We start from the raw sequence: 23,488 nt of genomic DNA on the forward strand, positions 1-23,488 counted from the left end.
TCACAAAGCCTCGCCCATAGGGACGCTCCCCTAGGCTGGTGCGGCAGCGACCCCCGCACAGGAAGGCTCACCATGCCCGGTATCCACTCCGACATCACGACCGCTTTCGGCAACACCCCGCTCGTCCGGCTGAACAGGGTGACCGAGGGACTGGGCGCCACCGTCCTCGCCAAGCTCGAGTACTACAACCCCGCGTCGAGCGTGAAGGATCGGATCGGCATCGCCATGATCAACGCCGCCGAGGCATCGGGCGAGCTGAAGCCGGGCGGCACGATCGTCGAGTCGACCAGCGGCAACACCGGCATCGCCCTCGCGATGGTGGGTGCCGCGCGCGGCTACCGGGTGATCCTCACGATGCCTGCCTCCATGTCGAAGGAGCGCCGGGTCCTGCTCAAGGCGTTCGGCGCGGAGATCGTGCTCACCGATCCCACCAAGGGCATGAGCGGTGCGATCGAGGAGACCAAGCGCATCGTCGCCGAGACCCCCGGCGCGATCTGGATCCGGCAGTTCGAGAACGCCGCGAACCCCCAGATCCACCGCGAGACCACGGCGCAGGAGATTATGCGCGACACCGACGGCGCCGTCGACATCCTCGTCGCGGGCGTCGGTACCGGTGGGACCGTCACCGGAACCGGCCAGGCGCTCAAGGCTGCCAAGCCCGGCGTCCAGGTGATCGCCGTCGAGCCCAAGGACTCCCCCGTACTGACCGAGGGACGCCCCGGCCCCCACAAGATCCAGGGGATCGGCCCGAACTTCGTCCCCGACGTGCTCGACCGCGACGTGCTCGACGAGATCCTCACGGCGGAGTTCGACGAGTCCATCCGCGTCGCGCGTGAGCTCGCGGCCAAGGAGGGTCTCCTCGTCGGCATGTCGTCGGGTGCTGCCGTCGCCGCGGCGCTCAAGGTCGCCGCCCGTCCGGAGAACGCCGGCAAGACGATCGTCGTCGTGATCCCGGACACCGGTGAGCGCTATCTCTCCACCGCGCTGTTCGAGGACCTCCGCGAAGACTGAGGCTGTCGATGGGCATTTTCGGTCGGATGCGCGAGGACATCGCGGCAGCGCGCCTCCGCGATCCAGCCGCGCGCAGCGCCGTCGAAGTCGCTCTGCTGTACCCCGGCCTGCATGCCATCTGGGCGCACCGCGTCTCGCACGCGCTCTGGCGGCGACGGCTGCGCCTGCTCGCGCGCGCCGGTTCGCAGGTCTCGCGCTGGCTCACGGGGATCGAGATCCACCCCGGTGCGAGGATCGGCCGGCGGTTCTTCATCGATCACGGAATGGGCGTCGTGATCGGGGAGACCGCCGTGGTGGGCGATGACGTGATGCTCTACCACGGCGTCACGCTCGGCGGACGCACGCGGACGTCGGGCAAGCGTCACCCCACGCTCGGAGACGGCGTCGCCGTGGGCGCCGGTGCCAAGATCCTGGGGCCCGTCACGATCGGCGCGGGATCCGTGGTCGGTGCCAACGCCGTCGTCACCCGCGATGCCCCGGCCGACAGCGTGCTCGTCGGGGTGCCGGCGAAGCCGCGCCACCGCACGCTCGGAGAAGACACCAGGGCCCTCCTCACCGCTCCCGACCACTACGCGATCTGAACCCGCTGCCGCGTGGGCCCGTCAGCGGCGTGCGGACTTCACGGACGCGACCTTCTTGCGCAGGAAGATGAGAGGGAGCACCACGCTGCCCACCGCGGTGATCAGCCACACGATGACCGAACCGAGCAGCCAGCCGGTGAGGTCCGTGATGCGCAGCCCGCCGATGGGGAGCAGGACGACGACGATGAGGGAGATCAGCGTCGAGAAGATCCCGATGCCTCCCATCAGCACCGGCGCGTAGCGATTGGCGACCTTGGCGACCCACGGCGCGAGCACGCTCTGCAGGATCGCGAAGATCAGGATGCAGATGACGAAGCCCCACCACTTGTCCCATTCGATCTCGAAGCCGTCGAGCAGGAGGTCGGCGGCGATCAGGCCGAGACCGGCCGACACCACGTAGAGCAGGCCGCGGAAGAGGAATGTGATCACGCGCCGAGCATAGCGCTCCGCACGCCGGCCGACGGGGAACACGGCATCCGCGCTCCCCGTCGGCGGGTCGTCACTGCGCCACGAAGAACGGGACGGCGCCGGTCAGGATGCCGACACCGAGCATGACCAGCGAGACGATCGTCGCACGCCACAGCACCTTGCGGTGGTGATCACCGAGGTTCACGCTCGCGAGCGACACGAGCAGCAGGATCGCCGGCACGAGCGGGCTCTGCAGGTGCACGGGCTGCCCCGTGATGGACGCCCTCGCCATCTCGACAGGATCGATGCCGAAGTTCGCCGCGCTCTGTGCGAGCACCGGGAGGATGCCGAAGTAGAACGCATCGTTCGACATGAAGAACGTGAACGGGATCGAGAGGACGCCGGTGATCGGCGCCAGGAAAGGTCCGAGGGCCGGCGGCAGCACGTTCGTGATCCATGTGGCCATCGCATCGACCATCCCGGTGCCGGTGAGCACGCCGACCAGGACCCCGGCCGCGATGACCATGGAGACGACCCCCACGATGCTCGGAGCGTGCGCCACGATCTCCGACGCCTGCTCCTTGATGCCGCGGAAGTTGATGACGAGGGCCAGCCCGGCACCCACCATGAACACGTACGGCAGCGGCAGGATGTCGAGCACCAGCAGCACCATCACCGCGACGGTGAGCACCAGGTTGAACCAGATGAGCTTCGGCCGGAGGGTGGGGCGTGCAGGATCCAGCATCGTGTCGGCCATGGCCGTATCGGCAGGATCGACGTTCGCGGCCGAGACAGGGGCGTGTCCACCGGCGACGACCACCAGGTTCCCGGTGCGCAGCGACGCACGTGCACCCGGCTTCGGCTCGGCTCCGCGGAAGATCTTCGGCACCGTCGAGAGCGATCCCCCGTCGGCCCCGACCAGCAGCCCCTCGGAGTCCAGCCGTCCGAGTCGACGGCGTTCCTGCAGACCCAGGATCCACGCGAAGCCGAGCGTCACGACGATCCCGGCGCCCAGCGCGGGAAGCATCGGGACGAAGATGTCGGTCGGCTGCAGTCCCAGAGCGGTCGCCGCCCGGACCGTAGGCCCTCCCCACGGCACGATGTTCAGGGTGCCGTTCATGAGTCCGGCGACGCACGTCAGCACGACCGGGCTCATCCCCAGTCGGAGGTATATCGGCAGCATCGCCGAGGTCGTGATGATGAAGGTCGTCGAGCCGTCGCCGTCGAGGGACACCGCACCGGCGAGGATCGCGGTGCCGAGCACCACCTTGGCGGGATCGTCTCCGAGCAGGCGGGTGATCAGCCGGATGAGCGGATCGAAGAGCCCCACGTCGATCATGATGCCGAAGAACATGATCGCGAACATGAGCAGCGCCGCGGTCGGGGCCATCGCGCCGATCGCGTCGAGGATCATGTCGCCGAGGCCGAGGCCCGCTCCCGCGAAGAGTCCGAACGCGGTCGGTACGAGGATCAGGGCCACCATGGGTGTGAGGCGCTTGGTCATGATGAGCGTCATGAACGCGAGCACCATGGTGAATCCGAGGAGCACCAGCACCCACTCGGGCGGTACGAACGCCACGTCGTAGGTCGGCGCCTCTTCGGCGGCCGCGAACAGGCCGGTGAGTGCGTCTGGCATGCGTTGACTCCTTCGTCGTGGCTCCGTCATCGGCGACGGATCCCGTCGAGACTAAGTAATCGACGACGTCCGGGTGCGGTATCCCGCATTCCCTGACGTTGTGCGCGTAGCGTGGGTTCTGCGCATATTGCGCGGCAGGAGCGGAGGAGAAGCACGGTGCCGAGGACGATGTCGACCAGACCGCGGTTCGCCACGCGCGCCCTGCTGCTCCAGCTCGCCACGGTGACCCTCGTCGTCGCCCTCTGCACGGGCGTGTATCTGCTGCTCACCGTGCAGCAGTTGCGCGCAGAGGCCGAGTCGACCGCGATGGGCATCGCCCGCACCCTCGCCGAGGACCCGCAGGTGCGTGCAGAGGTCACGCGCATCTCCCTCTCGGAGGGCACTCCCGACGCGGCGGAGCTGCGCGACGGCGACCTGCAGCGCATCGCCTCCGACGTGACGAGCCGCACCGGCGCGCTGTTCGTCGTGCTCACCGATGACAACGGCATCCGACTCGCGCACCCCACTCCCTCCCGCATAGGAGAAGTGGTCAGCACTCCCTACGAGGAGGTGCTCGCCGGCGCGGAGGTGGTCGACTGGCAGACGGGCACACTCGGCGAATCCGCACGGGCGAAAGTCCCCGTCCGCAACGACGCCGGTACGCCGGTGGGCGAGGTCAGCGTGGGTTTCGAGCGTGCCGGGGTATTCGATGATCTCCCTCCCCTGCTGACGGTGATCGGAGTCACGGCGGCGGGTGCGCTCGCCCTGGCCGGCCTCGCATTCCTGCTGCTCCGCCGGCGCTGGGAGCGTCTGACCTTCGGAGTCCAGCCGGAAGAACTCGTGGCACTCGTCCAGAACCAGACGGCGGTGCTGGACGGCGTGGACGACGGCGTCATCGCCGTCGACCCCCGAGGAGTGGTGCGCGTGAGCAATGCCGCCGCCGATCGCCTGCTGGGGCTCCACGATCCCATCGGAAGGCCCATCGAGGAACTCGGCCTGGCCACAGCCGTCCTCGAGGCGGCGACAGGCGCACGCACCCGTTCCCGTGCCATCGTCGGCGACCGGATGCTCTACCTCGACTCTCGCCCCGTGGTGCGCGACGGCCACGCGCTCGGCGACGTGCTGATCGTGCGTGATCGCACGGATCTGGTCGCCCTGACCGAGCGGCTGGAGACCGTCAGGACGATGACGGCGGCGTTGCGCGTACAGCGGCACGAGTTCGCCAACCGCATGCATGTGGCGGCCGGGCTCATCGACGCCGATCGGGTGCGAGAGGCGCGCACGTTCCTCGGCGAACTCGTGGAGCGGGGGCCGGTGGTGTTCCCCGTCGTCGGATTGGACCTCCTCGGCGATCCCTTCCTGCACTCGTTCCTCGGCGCCAAGGGCGTCGAGGCCGGGGAGCGCGGGGTGGCCCTTCGGATCGCGGACGACACCCAGCTGCTCGGGACCGTCCGCGAGGCGGAAGACGTCGCCGCCGTGCTCGGCAACCTCATCGACAACGCCGTCGCCGCCGCCGTCGCAGGCGAGCGGAGACCACGCTGGGTCGAGGTCGCCGTGCTGGACGACGGCGACGCCCTCGTGTTCACCGTCTCCGATTCGGGGTCCGGCCTCGGGGGCAGCGACCCGTCGACGCCGCGGTCGCGGGAGCAGGATGCCGCCGGAGACGTGCACGGGCACGGGATCGGGCTGCCCCTCTCGACGGAGATCGCCCGTCGGAGCGGTGGAGACCTCTGGGTGATCGATCCGGGCGGGCCCGACAGCGGCGCGGTGTTCGCCGCACGCATCGGCGGTGCCGTCGACAGAGCCCGCCACGATGAGAAGGAGAACACATGACCGAGCCTCTGCGCGTGCTCATCCTCGACGACGACTTCCGAGTGGCCCAGCTGCATCAGGGCATCGTCGAGGAGCACCCCGGCTGCACCGTCACCGAGACCGTCCGCTCCCTCGCAGAGGCACGCGACAGCATCCGCTCGTCGCGCCCTGACCTCCTCGTCGCCGACGTCTTCCTCCCTGACGGCGACGGCATCGCGCTCGTACGGGAGTCCGGGGTCGACGCCATCCTCATCTCCGCGGCCGACGACGCGTCCACCGTGCGCAGGGCGCTCCGGTCGGGGGCCGTGGGCTACCTCGTCAAGCCGTTCGAGCGACGAGCGCTGTCGAGCCTCCTCGACCGCTACATCCGCTATCGGAACCTCCTCAGCGGTGATCGTGCGCTGCGCCAGGAAGACATCGATCGCGCCGCGGCGATCCTGCACGGTGCAGGTGAGCCGGTGTCGATCTCGCGCTCGGCGACGGAGCAGCTCGTGCTCGCGGCACTCGGCGACGGCGAAGCCTCAGCCGCCGAGATCGGCGAACGCGTCGGGATCTCCCGCGCGACCGCACAACGGCATCTGGCGGCGCTGGCCGCCAGGACCGTCGTCGAGGTGCGACTCAACTACGGCACAACAGGACGTCCCGAGCATCGGTACATCGCACGGACCTGACTCGGGGCGCGTGCCCCTCGCTCAGGACTCGGAGCCGACCGCGGCGAGCCGGGCTTCCTCATCGGCGGTGATGGCGCTCTCGATCAGCGGATCGAGCGCGCCATCCATCACCTGATCGAGGTTGTACGCCTTGAACCCGGTGCGATGATCCGCGATGCGGTTCTCGGGGAAGTTGTAGGTGCGGATGCGCTCCGAGCGGTCCATGCCCCGGATCTGCGATCGGCGGGCGTCGGAAGCCGCGGCGTCGAGTTCCTCCTGCTGTCGCGCGAGCAGACGGGCGCGCAGCACACGCATGCCGGCCTCGCGGTTCTGCAGCTGCGACTTCTCGTTCTGCATCGAGACGACGATGCCGGTCGGCACGTGCGTGATGCGCACGGCGGAGTCCGTCGTGTTCACGGACTGACCGCCAGGACCGGACGACCGGAAGACGTCGATCTTCAGGTCGTTCTGGTCGATGTGGATCTCCTCCGGCTCATCGACCTCGGGGAACACGAGCACACCGGTGGTGGAGGTGTGGATGCGCCCCTGCGATTCGGTCGCCGGCACACGCTGCACCCGATGAACTCCGCCCTCGTACTTCAGGTGCGCCCAGACGCCCTGTGCGGGATCGGAGGACGAGCCCTTGATCGCGACCTGGACGTCCTTATAGCCGCCGAGGTCGGATTCGTTGCGCTCGAGCAGCTCCGTCTTCCAGCCCTTGGAGGCCGCGTACTGGATGTACATGCGCAGCAGGTCGGCGGCGAACAGCGCGGATTCCGCGCCGCCCTCCCCCGCCTTGATCTCCATGATCACGTCACGGGCGTCGTCCGGGTCGCGCGGGATCAGCAGACGTCGGAGGCGCTCCTGCGAGAGCTGAAGCTCCTCCTCCATCGCCGGGATCTCCGCGGCGATGGACTCGTCCTCGCGGGCGAACTCGCGAGCGGTCTCCAGATCGTCGGTGGCAGCGACCCAGGCCTCGTAGGCGGCGACGATGCGCGACAGCTCGGCGTAGCGGCGATTGACGCGCTTGGCCCGGGCGGCGTCGGCGTGCACCGCCGGGTCGGAGAGCTCCTCCTGCACCCGGCGATGCTCATCGATCAGAGTCTGGACGGACTCGAACACGGCTCAGCCGCTCAGCGGATGTTGTTGTCGTGCCCGTGCGCACCCGAGGGGAGCGTCGGGATCGACTTCTGCATCTGCACGAGGAACTCGACGTTCGAGTTGGTCTCCTTGAGCTTGCCGAGCACGACCTCGAGGGCCTGCTGCTGGTCGAGGCCGGCGAGGGCGCGACGCAGCTTCCAGGTGATCTTGACCTCGTCGGCCGAGAGCAGCATCTCCTCGCGACGAGTGCTCGACGCGTTCACGTCGACCGCCGGGAAGATGCGCTTGTCGGCCAGCTGCCGGGACAGACGCAGCTCGCTGTTGCCGGTGCCCTTGAACTCCTCGAAGATGACTTCGTCCATCTTGGAGCCGGTCTCGACCAGCGCCGTGGCGAGGATCGTGAGGGATCCGCCGTTCTCGATGTTGCGTGCAGCGCCGAAGAAGCGCTTGGGCGGGTACAGCGCCGACGCGTCGACACCACCGCTGAGCACACGACCCGATGCGGGGGCCGCCAGGTTGTAGGCCCGGCCGAGGCGGGTGATCGAGTCGAGCAGCACCACGACGTCGCGGCCGAGCTCGACCAGGCGCTTCGCGCGTTCGATCGCGAGTTCGGCGACGGTCGTGTGGTCTTCGGCCGGACGGTCGAACGTCGAGGCGATGACCTCGCCCTTGACCGAGCGCTCCATGTCGGTGACCTCTTCGGGGCGCTCGTCGACGAGCACGACCATGAGGTGGACCTCAGGGTTGTTCTGCGCGATCGCGTTCGCGATCTGCTGCAGGACGATGGTCTTTCCGGCCTTGGGCGGCGCGACGATCAGGCCACGCTGGCCCTTGCCGACCGGGGCGACCAGGTCGATGATGCGCTGGGTCAGCTTCTCCGGAGCCGTCTCCATCCGCAGGCGCTCCTGCGGGTACAGCGGGGTGAGCTTGCCGAACTCCACGCGGGTGGCCGCGTCGTCGATCGAGAGGCCGTTGATCGAGTCGACCTTGACGAGGGCGTCGTACTTCTGGCGCCCCTGCTGCTCGCCCTCACGCGGCTGCTTGATCGAACCGACGACCGCGTCGCCCTTGCGCAGGTTGTACTTCTTCACCTGACCGAGCGACACGTACACGTCGCTCGGGCCGGCGAGGTATCCGGTCGTACGGACGAACGCGTAGTTGTCGAGCACGTCGAGGATGCCGGCGATCGGGATCAGGACATCGTCCTCGCCGATCTCGGTGTCGAACTCGTCGGTCGGCACACCGCTGCGGCGCTTGTTGCGCTGACGGTTGCGGTTGTTGCCACCGGCCTGGTCGTCATCGGCAGCGGGCTGTGCCTGCTGCTCCTGCGCCCCGCCGTTCTGCCCACGTCCGCGGTTGCGGCTGCGGTTGCGGTTGCGACCGCGGCCACCCTGCTCCTCGCCACCGTCGGACGAGTCCGAGTCGCCGTTCTGCGAGTTCTCCGCAGGCGCGGCGTCGGAACCGGTTTCCGCCGTCGGCTCGGCAGCGGGCGCCTCGGCGTCGGCAGGGGGCTTCTGTGCTCCGCGGCGTCCGCGCCCGGTCGTCTTGGGTGCGGGCTCGGCCGGAGCCTCGGCCGTGGCAGTAGCTGCGGCATCGGCAGCAGGCGCTTCGGCGGCAGCGGTATCCGCGGCAGGAGCCTCGGCATCCGCCTTCTTCGCACGGCTGCGGCTCGGGCGCTTCGCCTTCGGCGCGGCTTCGGCGGCATCTGCGCCGGCGGATGCGGAATCGGCTGCAGCCGCTTCCGGCGCGGCATCCGTCTTCGCCGCCTTCTCGGCCTTCGCCGCCTCGGCCTTCTCGGCCTTGGCTGCAGCCGTCGCGGTGCTCGCACGACGCGGCGCGCGCTTGCGGGCAGGCGCGGACTCGGTCGTCGACTCCGCGGATGCCGCGGGTGCCTCGGCGGTGGGCGCCGACTGATCGTTCTGGGTCTCGGAGAGGTTCTCCACGAGTACTCCCTTATATGTCATGGGGAATGAGCGTTGAACGCACACAACGGGTGCTGCGCGCGATCGCACGGGCTGACGCTCGGCGCCAGCCAGCCTCGGCAGGCGGCTCTGGAATGAGCTCTGCCACAGGGGTTTGCGTGCGGGTCTTGCAAGAGATGCAATGGGGCCAGATTCACGCAGTTACGTGGAGCCCTCCGCTCGAGTCCCCACTGTACCACCACGGACGTCGACTGCGAGCAGGAGCGCCTCCCACGGGGTGTCGGTGACTCGATCGGCCAGCTCGACCGCATCCTGGCGGCTGCCGGGACCGTCGGCAAGCACGAGGACGCTCGGGCCGGCTCCGGAGACGACGGCCGCGAAGCCTGCGGCCCGCAGTGCCTGCACGAGACGCTGCGTCTCGGGCATGGCTCCGGCCCGGTAGTCCTGGTGCAGGCGGTCGGCGGTCGCGTCCAGGAGGAGTTCGGGGCTCTGCATCAGAGCGGCGATCAGCAACGCCGAGCGCGAGACGTTGAACACGGCATCGGCGGTGGACACCTGCGGGGGCTGCAGCGATCGCGCCTGCGACGTCGACATCGTGTACGCGGGGACGAGCACGAGAGGCGACACGCCGCGATGCACGAGCAGCTTCTTGTGTTGTGGTCCGCGCTCGGACATCCACGCGATCGTCAGCCCGCCGAACAGCGCCGGAGCCACGTTGTCGGGGTGGCCCTCCAGCTCGGTCGCGAGGCGCAGGAGGTCGGTGTCGCCGATCTCGACGTCGCCCGCGAGCAGCCCCTTCGCGGCGAGGACTCCCGCGGCGACGGCGGCTCCGGAGGACCCGAGGCCGCGACCGTGCGGCACGCCGTTCTCGGCGACGATCCGCAGCCCGGGTACCGGGCGGCCAGCGTCGGCGAAGACGTACGCGATGGTGCGGACGATCAGGTTCGACTCGTCGCGGGGGATCTCGGTCGCGCCGGATCCCGTCACCTCGATCTCCAACTGCCCCGGAGGCAGGGCCGTCACCTCGAGGGTGTCGTAGATGCTGAGCGCCAGGCCCAGCGTGTCGAAGCCGGGGCCGAGGTTGGCGCTCGTCGCGGGAACCCGCACCTCGACGGTGCGCCCCGGCACCGCGTCGCCTGCGGCCGGCGCGAGGGCTGCCGCCATCGTCACTCGCCTTCCACCCGGAGCACCGAGACCACGCGGGCCACGACCTCGCTGTCGGCGAGAGCGTCGACAGTGGCGCTGAGTGCCTGCTCGGTCGCGCGATGCGTGCCGATGATCAGACGGGCGGTCGGTTCGTCCTCCCCCTCGACGGTCTGCACGACCGTCGCCACCGAGACGTCGCCGTCGCTGAGGATGCTCGCGACGGTGGCCAGCACGCCGGGCGCATCCGCGACCTCGAGCGTGATCTGGTAACGGGTGGTGACGTGGCCGATCGGCACGACGGGAAGGTTGGCGCGAGTGGACTCCCCCACCCCGACCCCGCCGGCGATGTGGCGACGGGCGGCCGAGACGACGTCGCCGAGCACCGCGGACGCGGTCTGCACACCGCCGGCACCTGCACCGTAGAACATCAGCGAGCCGGCGGCCTCGGCCTCGACGAACACCGCGTTGTTCGCGCCGTGCACGGAGGCGAGCGGATGCGAGGTGGGCACCAGGGCCGGGTAGACCCGCACCGAGATGGACTCGGCGCCGTTCGCCTCGATGCGCTCGCAGACGGCGAGCAGCTTGATCACGAAGCCGGCGGCGCGAGCCTCTTCGATCATGGAGGCCGTGATCGAGGTGATGCCCTCGCGGTAGACGGCGTCGAGCGGGACCGCGGTGTGGAACGCGAGACTCGCGAGGATGGCGGCCTTCTGCGCGGCATCGTACCCCTCGACGTCGGCCGTGGGATCGGCCTCTGCGTAGCCCAGGCGCTGCGCATCGGCGAGCACGTCGGCGAAGTCGGCGCCCTCGGTGTCCATCCGGTCGAGGATGTAGTTCGTGGTGCCGTTCACGATGCCCATGATGCGCACCACACGGTCGCCGGCGAGCGAGTCGCGCAGCGGACGGATGATCGGGATCGCTCCCGCGGCCGCGGCCTCGTAGTACACGGAGGCGCCCACGCGGTCGGCCGCCTCGAAGAGTTCGGGCCCGTGCGTCGCCAGCAGCGCCTTGTTGGCTGTCACGACGTCGGCTCCGGATCCGATCGCCTGCAGGATGCTCGTGCGGGCCGGCTCGATTCCGCCGATGAGCTCGATCACGATGTCGGCACCCAGGATCAGCGACTCGGCGTCGGTGGTGAAGAGCTCCTTGGGCAGGTCGACGTCACGGGGAGCGTCGACGTCGCGCACGGCGATGCCGGCGAGCTCCAGTTCGGCGCCGGCACGGTCGGCGAGCTCGTCGCCGTGTCGCAGCAGGAGTGCCGCCACCTGAGAGCCGACCGCGCCGGCACCCAGCAGCGCCACGCGAAGTCGTCGGTAGTCAGTCATGGTTACTCCTTCGGAGGTGGGTCATTGGTCTCCCTCGGGGGCGCTCGCCCCGTCGATGCCCGCGTCGCGGGCCAGCACGTCGTCGATGGTCTCGCCGCGGACGATGACCGTAGAACGTCCATCGCGCACGGCGACGACCGGCGGACGCGGCACATGGTTGTAGTTGCTCGCGAGCGAGACGCAGTACGCGCCGGTCGCCGGAACCGCGAGCAGATCGCCCGGCACGAGGTCTTCGGGCAGGTACTCGTGGTCGACGACGATGTCGCCGGACTCGCAGTGCTTGCCGACCACACGGCTGAGACGGGGCTCGCCCCCGCCCACGCGGGAGGCGAGCCGTGCGGAGTACTGGGCCCCGTACAGAGCGGGACGCGCGTTGTCGCTCATGCCGCCGTCGACGCTGATGTAGCGGCGCACGGCTCCGGAATCGATCGTGACGTCCTTGGTCGTGCCGACCTCGTATATCGTGACGCCCGCCGTGCCGACGATGGCTCGGCCCGGCTCGAACGAGAGCGCGGGGACGGGGATGCCCCGAGCGGCGCAGTCCTCGGCGACGGCGGTGATGATCGCGCCTGCGAGTTCCTCGATGGGCGTCGGGTCGTCGACGCGCGTGTAGGCGATGCCGAAGCCGCCGCCGAGGTTGAGCTGCGGCACGGGGCCGCCCTCGAGCAGCGCCGCATGCAGGTCGAGCACGCGGGACGCCGATTCGCGGAACCCGGCGACGCCGAAGATCTGCGATCCGATGTGGCAGTGCAGACCGGCGAAGACCAGGCCGGGGATCTCACGGATGCGCGCGACGGCCTTCTCCGCATCCGGGAGCGGGAAGCCGAACTTCTGGTCCTCGTGAGCGGTCGCGAGGAAATCATGGGTCTCGGCATGGACCCCGCTGATCACGCGCACCAGCACGCGCTGCGTGGCTCCGGTGCGAGCGGTGATCGCCGCGAGGCGCTCGATCTCGACGGCGCTGTCGACGATGATCGTGCCGACGCCGACCTCGACGGCTCTCTCCAGCTCGGCGACCGACTTGTTGTTGCCGTGGAAGCCGATGGATGCCGGCACGACACCGGCCGCGAGAGCCACCGCCAGCTCTCCCCCGGTGCACACGTCGACGCGAAGTCCCTCGTCGACCACCCACCGCGCGACCGTGGTGCAGAGGAATGCCTTGCCCGCGTAATAGACCTGAGCCGTGGTGCCGTTCTCGGCCGCCGCCTGGTCGAAGGCGAGCCGGAACCGCCGTGCACGCCCCCGCACCTCGTCTTCGTCGAGCACCAGCAGCGGGGTGCCGTAGGTGCGGGCGAGCGTGGTGGCGCTGACGCCCGCGATGTCGAGAACGCCGTCGGGATCGCGTACCGCGGAGGCGGGCCAGACGCCGTCGGCGAGGTCGTTCGCGTCTTCGGGGACGGCGAGCCATTCCGGAGCGAGCGAATCGGCAGGGAGAAGCACTGATCACCAATCGTGGGAAGGATCTCGGGCGGGGCACGCACATCGAGGCTGACCCGATTCTAGGGCACCGCCCGGTCGCCCTTGGTCAGGGTGACGCGCGGCGTCAAGCCCCTGCGGGCGACCGGCGTCGCCTCATAGTGTGGGGGGGTGACGAACAGCGAAACGAGATCAGACTCCCCCGCAGAGCCGGGACTCATCGCGCGCATCACCGGGCCGGTGATCGCCTGGGCTCTCGCGCGCCGACCGGTGCGCGCCGCGTTGCTCTACACCGAGCGTCGCGGACCGATGCTCGCCGACAGCGTCACGTACCGGGCGCTCTTCAGCGTGTTCGCCGGCGTGCTGCTGGGCTTCTCCATCGCGGCGCTGTGGCTCGCCGGGAATCCCGTGGCCTGGCAGGCGATCATCGACTCCGTGCAGGCGGCGGTACCGGGGCTCATCGGCGAGGATGGCGTGATCAAGACCGAGGATCTGCGTGCGCCCGCCTCGCTGTCGATCGCCGGGATCATCTCCCTCGTCGCCCTCGTGGGGTCCGCGCTCGGCGCCATCGGCTCACTGCGCACGGCCGTGCGCGTGCTCGCCGGGACCGTGCAGGACGACATCCTCTGGATCTGGGTGATCCTGCGCAACCTCGCGCTCGCGCTCGGCATCGGTGTCGCGTTCGTCGCCTCGGCCTTCCTCACCTTCGCCGGCCAGCTCGGCGTCACATGGATCGCCGGAATGCTCGGCCTTCCCGAGGACTCACCCGTCGCGGCCTGGACGGTGCGCCTGGTGTCGCTCGTGGTCGTCTTCGCCCTGGACGCGGTGATCATCATCGGTGTGTTCCGCCTGCTGTCCGGAGTCCGCCCGTCGCCTCGATCGCTCTGGTCCGGTGCGCTGCTGGGCGCGCTGGGACTCCTGGCACTGCAGGAGCTGTCTGGCCTCTTCGTGGGTGGCGCCACGAGCAATCCGCTGCTGGCCTCGTTCGCCTCGCTGCTCGCGCTGCTGATCTGGCTGAACTTCTCCGCACAGGTGATGCTATTCGCCTGCGCCTACATCGTGACGGCCGAAGAGGAGAAGTCCGATCGCGTGCACGCGAAGTTCGCGGCGACCACGTTTCCGCAGCGAAGACTGCAGCGCGCGGAGGTCGACGTGCAGATCGCCACGGCCGAACTGCGAGCGGCGCAGAAGGCCGCGAGTCCTGAAACCACTTCGTGACCGGGTGCCCTCGTTGTGACCAGATCAAGTAGATTGGTCACAACGAGAGGATGCCATGGATCCCCGACGCACGAGCATCGTCCTCCCCCATGCCACGGTCTCCGCTCTGGAGTGGCGACCGGCATGCGAGTCCGGTATGCCCGTCCTGCTCCTGCACGGCGGCGGTGCCGATAACGCCGAACTCTCGTGGAGTGCGGTCGGACATGCTCTCGCCGAGGCGGGGCATCGCGTGATCGCGCCCGACCATCCGGGCTTCGGGCAGAGTCCACGTCCGGACCGGCCGCTCACTCAGGAACGGCTCGTGCGATACGTGGGCGAGCTCGTCGACGGGATCGGTCTCGCCGACTACGCCGTCGCCGGCCTCTCACTCGGCGGCGGCATGGCGGTCGGGCATCTCCTGGATCGACCCGGCCGCGCACGATCAGCGATACTGCTCGGATGCTACGGTCTGATGCCCCGTCTGGCCGACGGCTTCTCCGGTCGGTTCACGCACTTCGGCACATTCCTCCTGCTGCGTTCGGGTCTGCTCGCCCGGATGACCCGCGCGTACGCGCACAACCGTTCGGCGATGGAACGAGGGCTGCGAGAGCTGGTGCGGAACCCGACAGCGCGCACGCCTGAACTCGTGGATGCGGTGCTCGCCGAGGCCGCCACCGGCACCGGCCTGGAGACGTTCGGGGAATGGCAGCGCGATCAGGTGCTCTGGAATCGACTGCGCACCGTGTACGTCGAGCAGCTGCCTTCGATCACGACGCCCACGCTCCTCGTGCACGGCGATCGTGACTCCGGCGTTCCCCTCGCGCGCATCCGGATCGCCGCCGAGCAGCTGCCGGTGGGGTCGCTGGTGACCGTACCCGGTGCCGGACACTGGGTGCAGCGCGACCGCCCCGACCTCGTCATCCCGGCCATGCGGGAACACCTGGAAAGGAGCGGCGGTGCCCAGACCCCGCGTCCCTGACCGTCGCGAGCGCATCCTCGACGCGGCCGAACGACTGGTGCTCGCGCAAGGCTTCGACAGCGTGAGCGTGTCGTCGATCGCCGACGGCGCCGGGATCGGCAAGGGTGCGGTCTATCTGGAATTCAGCGGCAAGCGGGAGATCCTCGATGCACTCCTGCAGCGCGGGACGGCGCGCATGAATGACCGCGTGAGCCGCGAACTGGGCGACCGACCCCGCCTGAGTTCTGCGTATCGCGCCTCCGCACGCGCGCTGAGTGCCGATGCGCTCATGACGGCGGCGTTCCTCGACGACCGTGGCATCCTCGGTGCGCACGTGGCGGAGATCACGGACAGCCGGTATCGCGATCGGCAGCGACGCGTCGTCGAGTGGCTGCACGGCCTGCAACGGCGCGGCGAGATCGTGGCGGACGTGGACGTCGAGGCGCTCGCCCTCGCGCTCTCGAGCGCGTCGATCGGCCTCCTCTCGGCGGCACGACTGCTCGGGCCGTTCGACTCCGCGCAACTCGAACGCGCGATCGACACGATCGGCCGCATGGCCGAGACCTTCGAGAGGACCTGACCATGCACGTGGAGAGCTTCGGAGCACGCGACGGACATCCCCTACTGCTCCTGCACGGTGGAGGTGTCGCCGGGTGGATGTGGGAGCCGCTGCGCGCGCACCTCGGCGAGGGTCTACGCATCGTCGTCCCCGATCTTCCCGGACATGGTCACAGCACCGACGAGGCATATGTGTCTCACGCGGTCACGACCACGGCCCTCGCCCGCCTGCTGGACGACCTCGGGAGACCCGCCACGGTCGTCGGCTTCTCACTCGGCGCCCAGCTGACCTTGCAGCTCGCAGCTCAACACGCAGAGAGGGTGCGGAACGTCGTCGTGGTCAGCGCACAGGCCGCTCCGATGTGGGCGACCCGTCCCACACTCGCCCTTCTCGGCGCGACCGCCGGCCTCGCGAAGAAGCAGTGGTTCGCCCGGATGCAGGCCCGGGAGCTGTTCATCCCGGACAAGCTCCTGGACGACTACGTGCGTACGTCGGCCGGCATCTCACGGGAGAGTCTGCTGCGCTCCGTCGAGGAGAACCTTCGATTCTCACCACCGCCAGCCTGGCAGTCGTATCCCGGAGCGGCGTCGATCCTCGTCGGGGGGAAGGAGAGGTCGCTCATGAAGCGCTCAGCGGCTCTGCTCCACGCCTCACTCCCCCACAGCGATCTGCGCGTCGTCGACGACTGCGGACACGGCATCCCCCTGCAGCGTCCCTCGTGGCTCGCCCGACACATCGAGGCGACGCTCGACGAGCCCCCTCACCCCGCGTAGCCCGGGACGCCGGGTCAGAGCGCCGCCGGAAGACGACTCGGGGTCAGCTCGGGCAGACGCCCTTGTCCTGGAGCGTGGTGTCGGTGACGATCGCCCCGTCGACATCGATATCGATCACGGCCGCACCGTCGACGACCTCGAGACCGGTGAGGGCGAGGCCTGCGGGTAGCTGATCGGCGATGCACACCCGTTGCGGCTGGGTCAGGCCTTCGCCGAGGGATCCGAGAGTGGAAGCGACCCGGTCGAGATCGATGTCGAGTCCGCCGATGCTCGCGGCCACCGGTGTCAGCTCGAGGTCGCCGTCGACCGTGCCGGGCGTGAGCGTGAGCGACAGCGGAACGGCGGCCCCGAGCACGCTGATCGACCCGCTCACCGTGGCGTTCGGGGCGGCGAACTCCACGGAGTCGACGGGCAGATCGGTCCCGGCGAGCAGAGACGTGAACTGCTCCTGATCGATGCGGATGGTCCCGGAGGCGCCGCCCAGATCGCCGCCGTGCAGCGGGACGTCCGTCGCTGTCACATCGACGGCGCCCGTGATGCCCTCCAACGTCACCGAATCCGTCGACAGACGCAGCGTGTCGAGGGTGCCGCCGATCAGCTGCGGCAGCAGGAGCCCCTGCGTCTCGACGTCGAGCTGCTGGTCGGCGGGCAGGTCGAGCTGTTCCACGACGATCGACCGCACGACGCCGGGGAGCACGGCGCGAGCGATGAGTTCCGCAGCGACCACGAGCACTGCGAGCACGACGACCACGATCAGCAGCACCCATGGCCAGCGGGGCCGTGTGCGCGGCGCGGCCGCCTCCTGAGCGGAGGCGGAACCGGGGATCACGAGCGTCGGATGCTCCGCGGCGGCGTCGGGGTACGGCAGGGTGTGGTTGTCGTCGCTCATGCCTGCCATCCTGCCGCACCGAGAAGAACGCCGAGCCGCACTACATCCGCTCTGGTGCGGAGACGCCGAGGAGCTCGAGTCCGTTGCGCAGCACCTGACCTGTGGCGTCGTTGAGCCACAGCCGGGTGCGGTGGACGCTCTCGATCGGGTCTTCGCTCAGCGGGATCACGCGGCAGTTGTCGTACCAGCGGTGGTACAGGCCGGCGAGCTCCTCGAGGTACCGGGCGACACGGTGCGGTTCGCGCACCTCGGCGGCGAACGCCACGATGCGCGGGAACTCCTGCAGCGCACCGAGCAGCGCCGCCTCGGTCTCGTGCGTGAGCGTCTCGGGAGCGAACTCCGAGCGGTCCACACCGGACTGGCCGGCGTTGCGTGCGACGTTGTGGGTACGCGCGTGGGCGTACTGCACGTAGAACACCGGATTGTCGTTCGTGCGCTTCTGCAGAAGCTCGGGGTCGAGGTCGAGCGGCGAGTCGGCGGGCGAGCGCTCCAGCGAGTATCGCAGCGCATCGCTACCGAGCCAGTCGAGCAGATCATCCATCTCGATGATGTTTCCCGCACGCTTGCTGAGGCGCGCACCGTTGATCGACACCATCTGGCCGATGAGCACCTGGACGTTCTTCTCCGGGTCCTCTCCTGCCGCTCCGGCGACGGCCTTGAGGCGGTGCACGTAACCGTGGTGGTCGGCGCCGAGAAGGTAGATCTTGTTCTGGAAGCCGCGGTCGCCCTTGTTCAGGTAGTAGGCGGCGTCGGCGGCGAAGTACGTGTACTCGCCGTTCGACCGGCGGATGACACGATCCTTGTCGTCACCGAAGTCGGTCGTGCGCACCCACACGGCGCCCTCGTCGTCGAACACGTGTCCCTGTTCGCGCAGACGGTCGACGGCCTGGTCGATCAGGCTCGTGCCGGACGCATCCTTGGCGTGCAGCGTGCGCTCCGAGAACCAGACGTCGAACGGCACGTTGAAGCGGTCCAGCGAGCTCTTGATCTCGGCGAGCTGGAATTCGTACGCGAGTTCCATCGCGACGGCGGACTGCTCGGCATCCGGCAGCTGCAGCAGGTCGGGTCGCGCCTCGAGAACACGGCCGGCGAGGGTCGTGATGTACGCGCCCGGGTAGCCGCCCTCGGGGGTGGGCTCGCCCTTCGCCGCCGCGAGCACCGAGCTCGCGAAGCGCTCCATCTGCGCACCGGCGTCGTTGATGTAGTACTCACGCACGGCGTTCGCACCGCTCGCGAGGAGCAGACGCACGATCGAGTCGCCGAGAGCAGCCCAGCGCGTATGGGCGATGTGCAGCGGACCGGTCGGGTTCGCGGAGACGAACTCGACGTTCACGCTCACTCCCGCCTGCGACGCGTTCGTGCCATAAGCGCTACCGGCATCGACGATGACCTTCGCCAGCGCACCCGCCGCTGCGGCATCGAGACGGATGTTGATGAACCCGGGGCCCGCGACCTCAGCGCTGGCGATGCCGTCGACGTCGGCGAGGCCGTCGACGATCTGCTGCGCGAGCTCGCGCGGGTTCGTGCCGAACGGCTTGGCCATGCGCATGGCGATGTTCGAGGACCAGTCGCCGTGGTCGCGGTTGCGGGGGCGCTCGAGCACGATGTCGGATGCGGAGAGCTCCAGCGGCTCGCCGGGACGTCGTTCCTCGGCGATCGGTGCGAGGACGGCGAGGACGGCTGCGGCGAGAGTTTCGGGGTTCATAGCCTCCCCAGTTTACGGGGCCGGAAGGTCACGACCGACGGCGCGGGGCTCCCCGAATTTGCGTTCGGCCTCCAGTGATCTACTCTCATGCCATGAAGCCGCCCGCCACCCGTCGCCGAGTGGGCGCCGCCGGTATCGCCGCCGGCCTGCTCATCGCCGTCGCGGCAGTGGTCCTCGGCGTGTGGCGGCCATGGATCCCGGCGCCCTCCACGACTCCGATCAGCGCACCCGCCGATGCGGCATCCGGCCCCTCGGCGGTCATCGCTCCGGCGCCGCTCGTCCTGCCGGAGCATCCGACCGTGCTGGTGTTCGGCGACTCCTGGACCTACGGTTCGGCGGCGACCGTCCCGACCCTCGGCTACGCCTACCTGTTGGCGGACCTGCTCGACGGCGAAACCGTCGTGAACGGAGTCCGCGGGAGCGGATACCTGAAGCCCGGGATCGACGGCCCCTCCTTCGGCGAGCGGATCGCCGCCCTCGACCCGTCCCTCTCGCCGGATCTCGTCATCCTCCAGGGGTCCATCAACGACCGCGCACAGGGTGTCGCCGGGTACCGCGAGGCCGTCAACGCCGCGTGGGACGCGATGGCCGCCACCTACCCGGAGGCGACGATCGTGGTGCTCGGTCCGGCGCCGCACGAGCTCCCCGTGGGCACGGCCACCGCGCGTATCGACGCGGATCTCTCCGAGCTCGCCGCCGCACGCGGCTGGTGGTACATCTCCCCCATCGCCCAGGACTGGATCACCCCGCAGAACTACCTCGACGTGATCGACGTGGACGCGGGACGCCAGCATCCCTCCACGGACGGCCACCGTTATCTGGCCGAGAAGCTCGCTGCGGCGCTGGACGAACTGCGCGCCGCGCCCGTCACCGTGGCCGGTGGGTCGGAGACCACCCCCGACGAGTGATATTGTCGATCGGTACGCCTCCGTAGCTCAGTGGATAGAGCGCCGGTTTCCGGTACCGTAGGTCGCAGGTTCGACTCCTGTCGGGGGCACACACGTTGTACGCGAATGGAACGTCAATCCATACGAAGTCCATCCGAGTATGAGAAAGCCGCCTGGTTTCAGGCGGCTTTTCTCGTACACAGGACCGGCGAGCACTAGTGGGGCTTCGGACCCCCGTCATGGCGAGCACCGGGCCCGCTCGACGTCGGTGGATCACTCCGACTGAGCGCTCTCCATGGCGGACAGACTCCCCAGCAATCGGAGACGCTCTTCGGTGGCGCCGCCCGGCGAGGGGGTCATGGTGAACATGACGAGCCCGGGATCCGCAGGCAGCTCGAAACCCTCGTAGTCGAAGAGGAGCGCCCCGACGTCCGGATGGTGGATCCGTTTGCTTCCGGTGCGGTGGAAGCGAACATCGTGGGCTGCCCAGCGCGTACGGAAGACGTCACTACGCGTGACGAGTTCGCCGATCAGATCGGTGAGGTCCTTGTCGTGCGGGTTGCGTCCCGCTTCGATTCTGAGTGAGGCGACGATGCTGTTGGCCCCGGACTCCCAATCGACGTAGAAGTTCTGCGCAGCGGGGTTGAAGAACGTGTAGCGGGCGTTGTTGCGCTGATTGGCGGCGTCGTCCAGAATCGGCGCGAAGACGGCCCGACCGATGACGTTCACGGCGAGGAAGTCCTTGCGTGCGTTCGAGATGTAGGCGGGAACGCTGATGCTGTCCAGGAGTCGCTGAAGCGCGGGCCGGATGACGGGCGTCGCAGCCCGCGGACGTGCGCGTGCAGAACGGTTCGGGGCGGCGTTTCGGGCGAGGTCATGGAGGTGGGCGAGCTCGGCGTCGTCGAGGTGGAGTGCGCGCCCGAGCGACTCGAGCACTTCCGGGGAGACGCCGGACAGGTTGCCGCGCTCCATCCTGGCGTAATAGTCGACGCTCATCCCGGCCAACATGGCCACCTCTTCGCGGCGGAGACCGGTGACACGTCGTCGGCCTCCGCCGATGATGCCGGCCTGCTCCGGGGTGAGTCGTGCTCGCCGCGTGGAGAGGAACTCACTCACCTCGGCTCGTTGTGTCATGCCTGCCACGTCGTGCCTTCCCGTCGTGTGTGGATGGGTGTCGTGTGCGGATACGTACCGACCGGCGGCGCTCACGAGCCGCCGGTCGACGAGCTACCGGCCGAGCCGGCTCAGGTCGTCCCGCACGGTGGCCGGTTCGTCGGTGAGAGGCATGTTCGGCATGTCGAGTGCGCCGTCGATTCCAGTATCTCGGACGAGCGCCTCGAACTCGGGGGCCAGGTCCTCCTGCGCTGCCCCTCGCTCCGCGACCAATTCGAGGGTTCGGTGGTCCGCCGCGTCGATCTCCAGACAGTCGAGCAGCACGCGCGCGATCTGGTCGCGGGCGATGACCCCGTCTGCCGGCGAGGCCGTGCTGTACTGGTCCCCTTGGCGGAAGACGATGTGGCGCTCGTCCGGTGCGTTGTAGTCGAACCAGCCGGGGCGGACGACCGTGTACCGGTTGCCGGACGCGCGGACGAGGCGCTCGGCCCTCCGTTTCCAGTCGTGACCTTCGTTCGCCCGATCCGTCGTGCCGACAGCGGTCATCAGGGCGATGCGCACAGGGCGTCCGTCGAGCACAGTGAGCACGTTGGCCACTGCTCCGTAGTCGACCTTCTCTGCGACACCACGGCCACCATGGGAGCCGTGGACGAAGACCACGGAGCCGACCCCGGCGACAGCGTCCGCCAGCGTCTCGGCCGAGGTGAGATCGCCGATGACGATCTCCGCGCCCTCCGGGACCCGCGCGGCGCGAGATGCGTCACGCACCAACGCGCGCACGTGTCGTCCTCTCGTGAGAGCCTCGCGGACGACGTGCACGCCGATGCTTCCGGTCGCCCCCACGACGAGAACCGTGGACTGCTCGGTCATGTCAGTTCTCCGGGATATCGCGACCGAACGCCTCGAGCGTGATGACCTCGGGCTCCGGGCCCCCGCGAACGCCGGTATCGAGAGCGTCGATGCGAGCGATCTCGTCGTCGGTGAGTTCGAAGTCGAACACGTCGAAGTTCTCCGCAATACGAGCAGGCTTCACCGACTTGGGGATGGCCTGGACGCCGTTCTGGATGTGCCAGCGGAGCATCACCTGCGCTGCCGACTTTCCATGCGCGTCGGCGATGGCGACGATGACGGGGTCGTTGAACGTGCTCTGGGAATCGTCCCCTCGGTAGGACGTGATGCCGCCGATGGGCGACCAGGCCTGTGTGAGGATGCCGCGGTCCTTGCCGAACGCCTGCAGCTCGCGCTGCTGGAAGTACGGGTGCACCTCGATCTGGTTCACCGCCGGCACGATCTCGGTCTGCGCGAGCAGCGTCGTGAGGTGGTCGACCATGAAGTTGCTCACGCCGATGGCGCGGACCTTGCCCTCGGCGAGGAGAGTCTCCAGCGCCGTGTAGGCGGCGATGGTCTTGTCGAACTCACCGGGGAGGGCCTGGTGGAGGATGAAGAGGTCGATGACGTCGACCTGGAGCTTGCGGGCGCTCTTCTCGAATGCGTGCAGCGTCTGGTCGTAGCCGTAGTCGCTGATCCAGACCTTCGACTCGATGAACACGTCGTCGCGGGAAAGACCGGACGCCTTGATGGCGTCGCCCACTCCTCGCTCGTTGGCGTATGCGGCGGCGGTATCGATGAGACGGTACCCCGTGGAGAGGGCGGAAGAGACAGCCTCGACCGTTTCGTCCGGTGGCGTCTGGAAGACGCCGAAACCCAATGCGGGCATCTCGACGCCGTTGTTCAGGGTGAGGTGAGTGTTCGTCATGGGATCGACACTATGACCATCCATCAGCACCTGGGAGTGACTGTCGTTACACGGATAAGCGGTCAGTCCCGCCCGCCGCAACGCAGCACCAGGGGCCACCTATCCAGGTAACAGCAGAGCACCCCAGGCGATGAGGTACGGGCGTACCGTCGAAACATGGCCCGCACCGCTTCCCCGCAACGCCCCACGAAAGTCGGGCGCCGGGTCGCCGCTGCTGTCGGCATCGTGGCATCGGCCGTCTCGATCGCCGGATGCGCCGGATCAGACGATGCACGGCCCGACGTCTCGGCACCATCAGCACCACCGAGGGTCGAGGGAGACGCCGTGACCACGGACACCTATCGTGACGGAGAGTACTCCGCACGCGGCTGGTATGGCTCGCTCCCGTCCCATCACGACGTGACTCTCACCATCGAGAACGGCATCGTCACAGACGTCGACATCACCACGCCGGCAGATGACGAGGTCTCGCTGGGGTATCAACAACGGTTCGCTGATGCCCTCCCGAGAGAGGTGGTGGGCACGCCGCTCGACGACATCGTGGTCGACCGACTCGCGGGATCCAGCGGATGTTCTGAAGGGTTCATGAACGCGCTCGCCGACATCCGCGAGAATGCCCTCCGCTGACCCGACTCCCCGCCTCCTCTGCCCCCCTTCTCCTTCA

General features: G+C 68.9%; 22 protein-coding genes and 1 tRNA gene. 11 read left to right on the top strand and 12 right to left on the bottom strand.

Annotated features, from left to right (window positions below; all coding sequences use genetic code 11):
• Positions 1–72 precede the first annotated feature (72 nt).
• Both cysK and epsC read left to right on the top strand, forming a co-directional pair.
• Complete coding sequence (gene cysK, locus MST3598_RS10500; RefSeq protein ID WP_029258404.1) at positions 73–1,011, top strand: cysteine synthase A; 939 nt, start codon at positions 73–75, stop codon at positions 1,009–1,011.
• An 8-nt stretch (positions 1,012–1,019) separates the two neighbouring features.
• Positions 1,020–1,592: a serine O-acetyltransferase EpsC gene (epsC, locus tag MST3598_RS10505; protein ID WP_029258405.1), complete on the top strand. Its 573-nt coding sequence runs from the start codon at positions 1,020–1,022 to the stop codon at positions 1,590–1,592.
• A gap of 21 nt (positions 1,593–1,613) precedes the next feature.
• Here the strand turns inward: epsC and MST3598_RS10510 are convergent, their stop codons facing one another.
• Together MST3598_RS10510 and MST3598_RS10515 are read right to left on the bottom strand one after the other, a co-directional pair.
• A complete protein-coding gene (locus MST3598_RS10510) occupies positions 1,614–2,021 on the bottom strand; it encodes a phage holin family protein (RefSeq protein WP_029258406.1) in 408 nt (135 codons plus the stop codon).
• 70 nt (positions 2,022–2,091) lie between these two features.
• Entirely contained in the window at positions 2,092–3,636 is a 1,545-nt protein-coding gene (locus MST3598_RS10515) for a CitMHS family transporter (protein ID WP_029258407.1), read from the bottom strand.
• Positions 3,637–3,804: 168 nt separating this feature from the next.
• Between MST3598_RS10515 and MST3598_RS10520 the strand changes: the two genes are divergently transcribed.
• Both MST3598_RS10520 and MST3598_RS10525 read left to right on the top strand, forming a co-directional pair.
• Positions 3,805–5,448: a sensor histidine kinase gene (locus MST3598_RS10520; RefSeq protein ID WP_029258408.1), complete on the top strand. Its 1,644-nt coding sequence runs from the start codon at positions 3,805–3,807 to the stop codon at positions 5,446–5,448.
• The gene (locus MST3598_RS10525; protein WP_021199362.1) at positions 5,445–6,098 is read left to right on the top strand and encodes a response regulator; all 654 of its coding nucleotides are present in this window, start codon (positions 5,445–5,447) and stop codon (positions 6,096–6,098) included. The genes MST3598_RS10520 and MST3598_RS10525 overlap by 4 nt, the downstream gene beginning before the upstream one ends.
• 21 nt (positions 6,099–6,119) lie before the next feature.
• On the opposite strand, the gene prfA is transcribed toward MST3598_RS10525, so the two are convergent.
• The 5 genes from prfA to lysA all read right to left on the bottom strand — a co-directional run bounded on the left by prfA (position 6,120) and on the right by lysA (position 13,011).
• A complete protein-coding gene (prfA, locus tag MST3598_RS10530) occupies positions 6,120–7,199 on the bottom strand; it encodes a peptide chain release factor 1 (RefSeq protein ID WP_021199361.1) in 1,080 nt (359 codons plus the stop codon).
• 11 nt (positions 7,200–7,210) lie between these two features.
• Positions 7,211–9,142 (bottom strand): transcription termination factor Rho, encoded by a 1,932-nt coding sequence (gene rho, locus MST3598_RS10535; protein WP_231924880.1) that lies wholly within the window; start codon positions 9,140–9,142, stop codon positions 7,211–7,213.
• A gap of 159 nt (positions 9,143–9,301) precedes the next feature.
• On the bottom strand, positions 9,302–10,264 hold the full coding sequence (thrB, locus tag MST3598_RS10540; RefSeq protein WP_029258410.1) for a homoserine kinase: 963 nt from the start codon (positions 10,262–10,264) through the stop codon (positions 9,302–9,304).
• 2 nt (positions 10,265–10,266) lie between these two features.
• Positions 10,267–11,571, bottom strand: coding sequence for a homoserine dehydrogenase (locus tag MST3598_RS10545; RefSeq protein ID WP_029258411.1), 1,305 nt, complete (start codon positions 11,569–11,571; stop codon positions 10,267–10,269).
• Between the two features lie 21 nt (positions 11,572–11,592).
• On the bottom strand, positions 11,593–13,011 hold the full coding sequence (lysA, locus tag MST3598_RS10550; protein WP_029258412.1) for a diaminopimelate decarboxylase: 1,419 nt from the start codon (positions 13,009–13,011) through the stop codon (positions 11,593–11,595).
• Positions 13,012–13,158: 147 nt separating this feature from the next.
• On the opposite strand from lysA, the gene MST3598_RS10555 reads away from it, so the two are divergent.
• The 4 genes from MST3598_RS10555 to MST3598_RS10570 are packed head-to-tail and all read left to right on the top strand — an operon-like array spanning position 13,159 to position 16,474.
• A complete protein-coding gene (locus MST3598_RS10555) occupies positions 13,159–14,205 on the top strand; it encodes a YihY/virulence factor BrkB family protein (RefSeq protein ID WP_172889145.1) in 1,047 nt (348 codons plus the stop codon).
• A gap of 55 nt (positions 14,206–14,260) precedes the next feature.
• Positions 14,261–15,163: an alpha/beta fold hydrolase gene (locus tag MST3598_RS10560; RefSeq protein WP_029258414.1), complete on the top strand. Its 903-nt coding sequence runs from the start codon at positions 14,261–14,263 to the stop codon at positions 15,161–15,163.
• Complete coding sequence (locus MST3598_RS10565; protein ID WP_029258415.1) at positions 15,141–15,722, top strand: TetR/AcrR family transcriptional regulator; 582 nt, start codon at positions 15,141–15,143, stop codon at positions 15,720–15,722. The genes MST3598_RS10560 and MST3598_RS10565 overlap by 23 nt, the downstream gene beginning before the upstream one ends.
• A gap of 2 nt (positions 15,723–15,724) precedes the next feature.
• A complete protein-coding gene (locus tag MST3598_RS10570; protein ID WP_029258416.1) occupies positions 15,725–16,474 on the top strand; it encodes an alpha/beta fold hydrolase in 750 nt (249 codons plus the stop codon).
• 43 nt (positions 16,475–16,517) lie between these two features.
• Here the strand turns inward: MST3598_RS10570 and MST3598_RS10575 are convergent, their stop codons facing one another.
• Together MST3598_RS10575 and argS are read right to left on the bottom strand one after the other, a co-directional pair.
• On the bottom strand, positions 16,518–17,363 hold the full coding sequence (locus MST3598_RS10575; protein ID WP_029258418.1) for an LmeA family phospholipid-binding protein: 846 nt from the start codon (positions 17,361–17,363) through the stop codon (positions 16,518–16,520).
• A 40-nt stretch (positions 17,364–17,403) separates the two neighbouring features.
• Entirely contained in the window at positions 17,404–19,068 is a 1,665-nt protein-coding gene (argS, locus tag MST3598_RS10580) for an arginine--tRNA ligase (RefSeq protein WP_029258419.1), read from the bottom strand.
• Positions 19,069–19,160: 92 nt separating this feature from the next.
• Here argS and MST3598_RS10585 point away from each other — a divergent pair, with 92 nt between their 5' ends.
• Together MST3598_RS10585 and MST3598_RS10590 are read left to right on the top strand one after the other, a co-directional pair.
• On the top strand, positions 19,161–19,976 hold the full coding sequence (locus MST3598_RS10585; protein ID WP_029258420.1) for an SGNH/GDSL hydrolase family protein: 816 nt from the start codon (positions 19,161–19,163) through the stop codon (positions 19,974–19,976).
• Between the two features lie 16 nt (positions 19,977–19,992).
• A tRNA-Arg gene (locus tag MST3598_RS10590) sits at positions 19,993–20,065 on the top strand.
• Between the two features lie 163 nt (positions 20,066–20,228).
• On the opposite strand, the gene MST3598_RS10595 is transcribed toward MST3598_RS10590, so the two are convergent.
• The 3 genes from MST3598_RS10595 to MST3598_RS10605 all read right to left on the bottom strand — a co-directional run bounded on the left by MST3598_RS10595 (position 20,229) and on the right by MST3598_RS10605 (position 22,824).
• Positions 20,229–21,089 carry a helix-turn-helix transcriptional regulator gene (locus MST3598_RS10595; protein WP_029258421.1) on the bottom strand — a complete coding sequence of 287 codons (861 nt, stop codon included), beginning with the start codon at positions 21,087–21,089 and terminating at the stop codon, positions 20,229–20,231.
• Positions 21,090–21,182: 93 nt separating this feature from the next.
• Positions 21,183–21,938 (bottom strand): SDR family oxidoreductase, encoded by a 756-nt coding sequence (locus tag MST3598_RS10600; protein ID WP_029258422.1) that lies wholly within the window; start codon positions 21,936–21,938, stop codon positions 21,183–21,185.
• Position 21,939: 1 nt separating this feature from the next.
• Positions 21,940–22,824 carry an aldo/keto reductase gene (locus MST3598_RS10605; RefSeq protein WP_029258423.1) on the bottom strand — a complete coding sequence of 295 codons (885 nt, stop codon included), beginning with the start codon at positions 22,822–22,824 and terminating at the stop codon, positions 21,940–21,942.
• A 156-nt stretch (positions 22,825–22,980) separates the two neighbouring features.
• Here MST3598_RS10605 and MST3598_RS10610 point away from each other — a divergent pair, with 156 nt between their 5' ends.
• A complete protein-coding gene (locus MST3598_RS10610; protein ID WP_051670928.1) occupies positions 22,981–23,451 on the top strand; it encodes a hypothetical protein in 471 nt (156 codons plus the stop codon).
• The last annotated feature ends 37 nt before the right edge of the window (positions 23,452–23,488 follow it).

It is taken from the genome of Microbacterium sp. TPU 3598 (assembly GCF_002356155.1).
GTDB classification, from domain to species: Bacteria; Actinomycetota; Actinomycetes; order Actinomycetales; family Microbacteriaceae; genus Microbacterium; species Microbacterium maritypicum_A.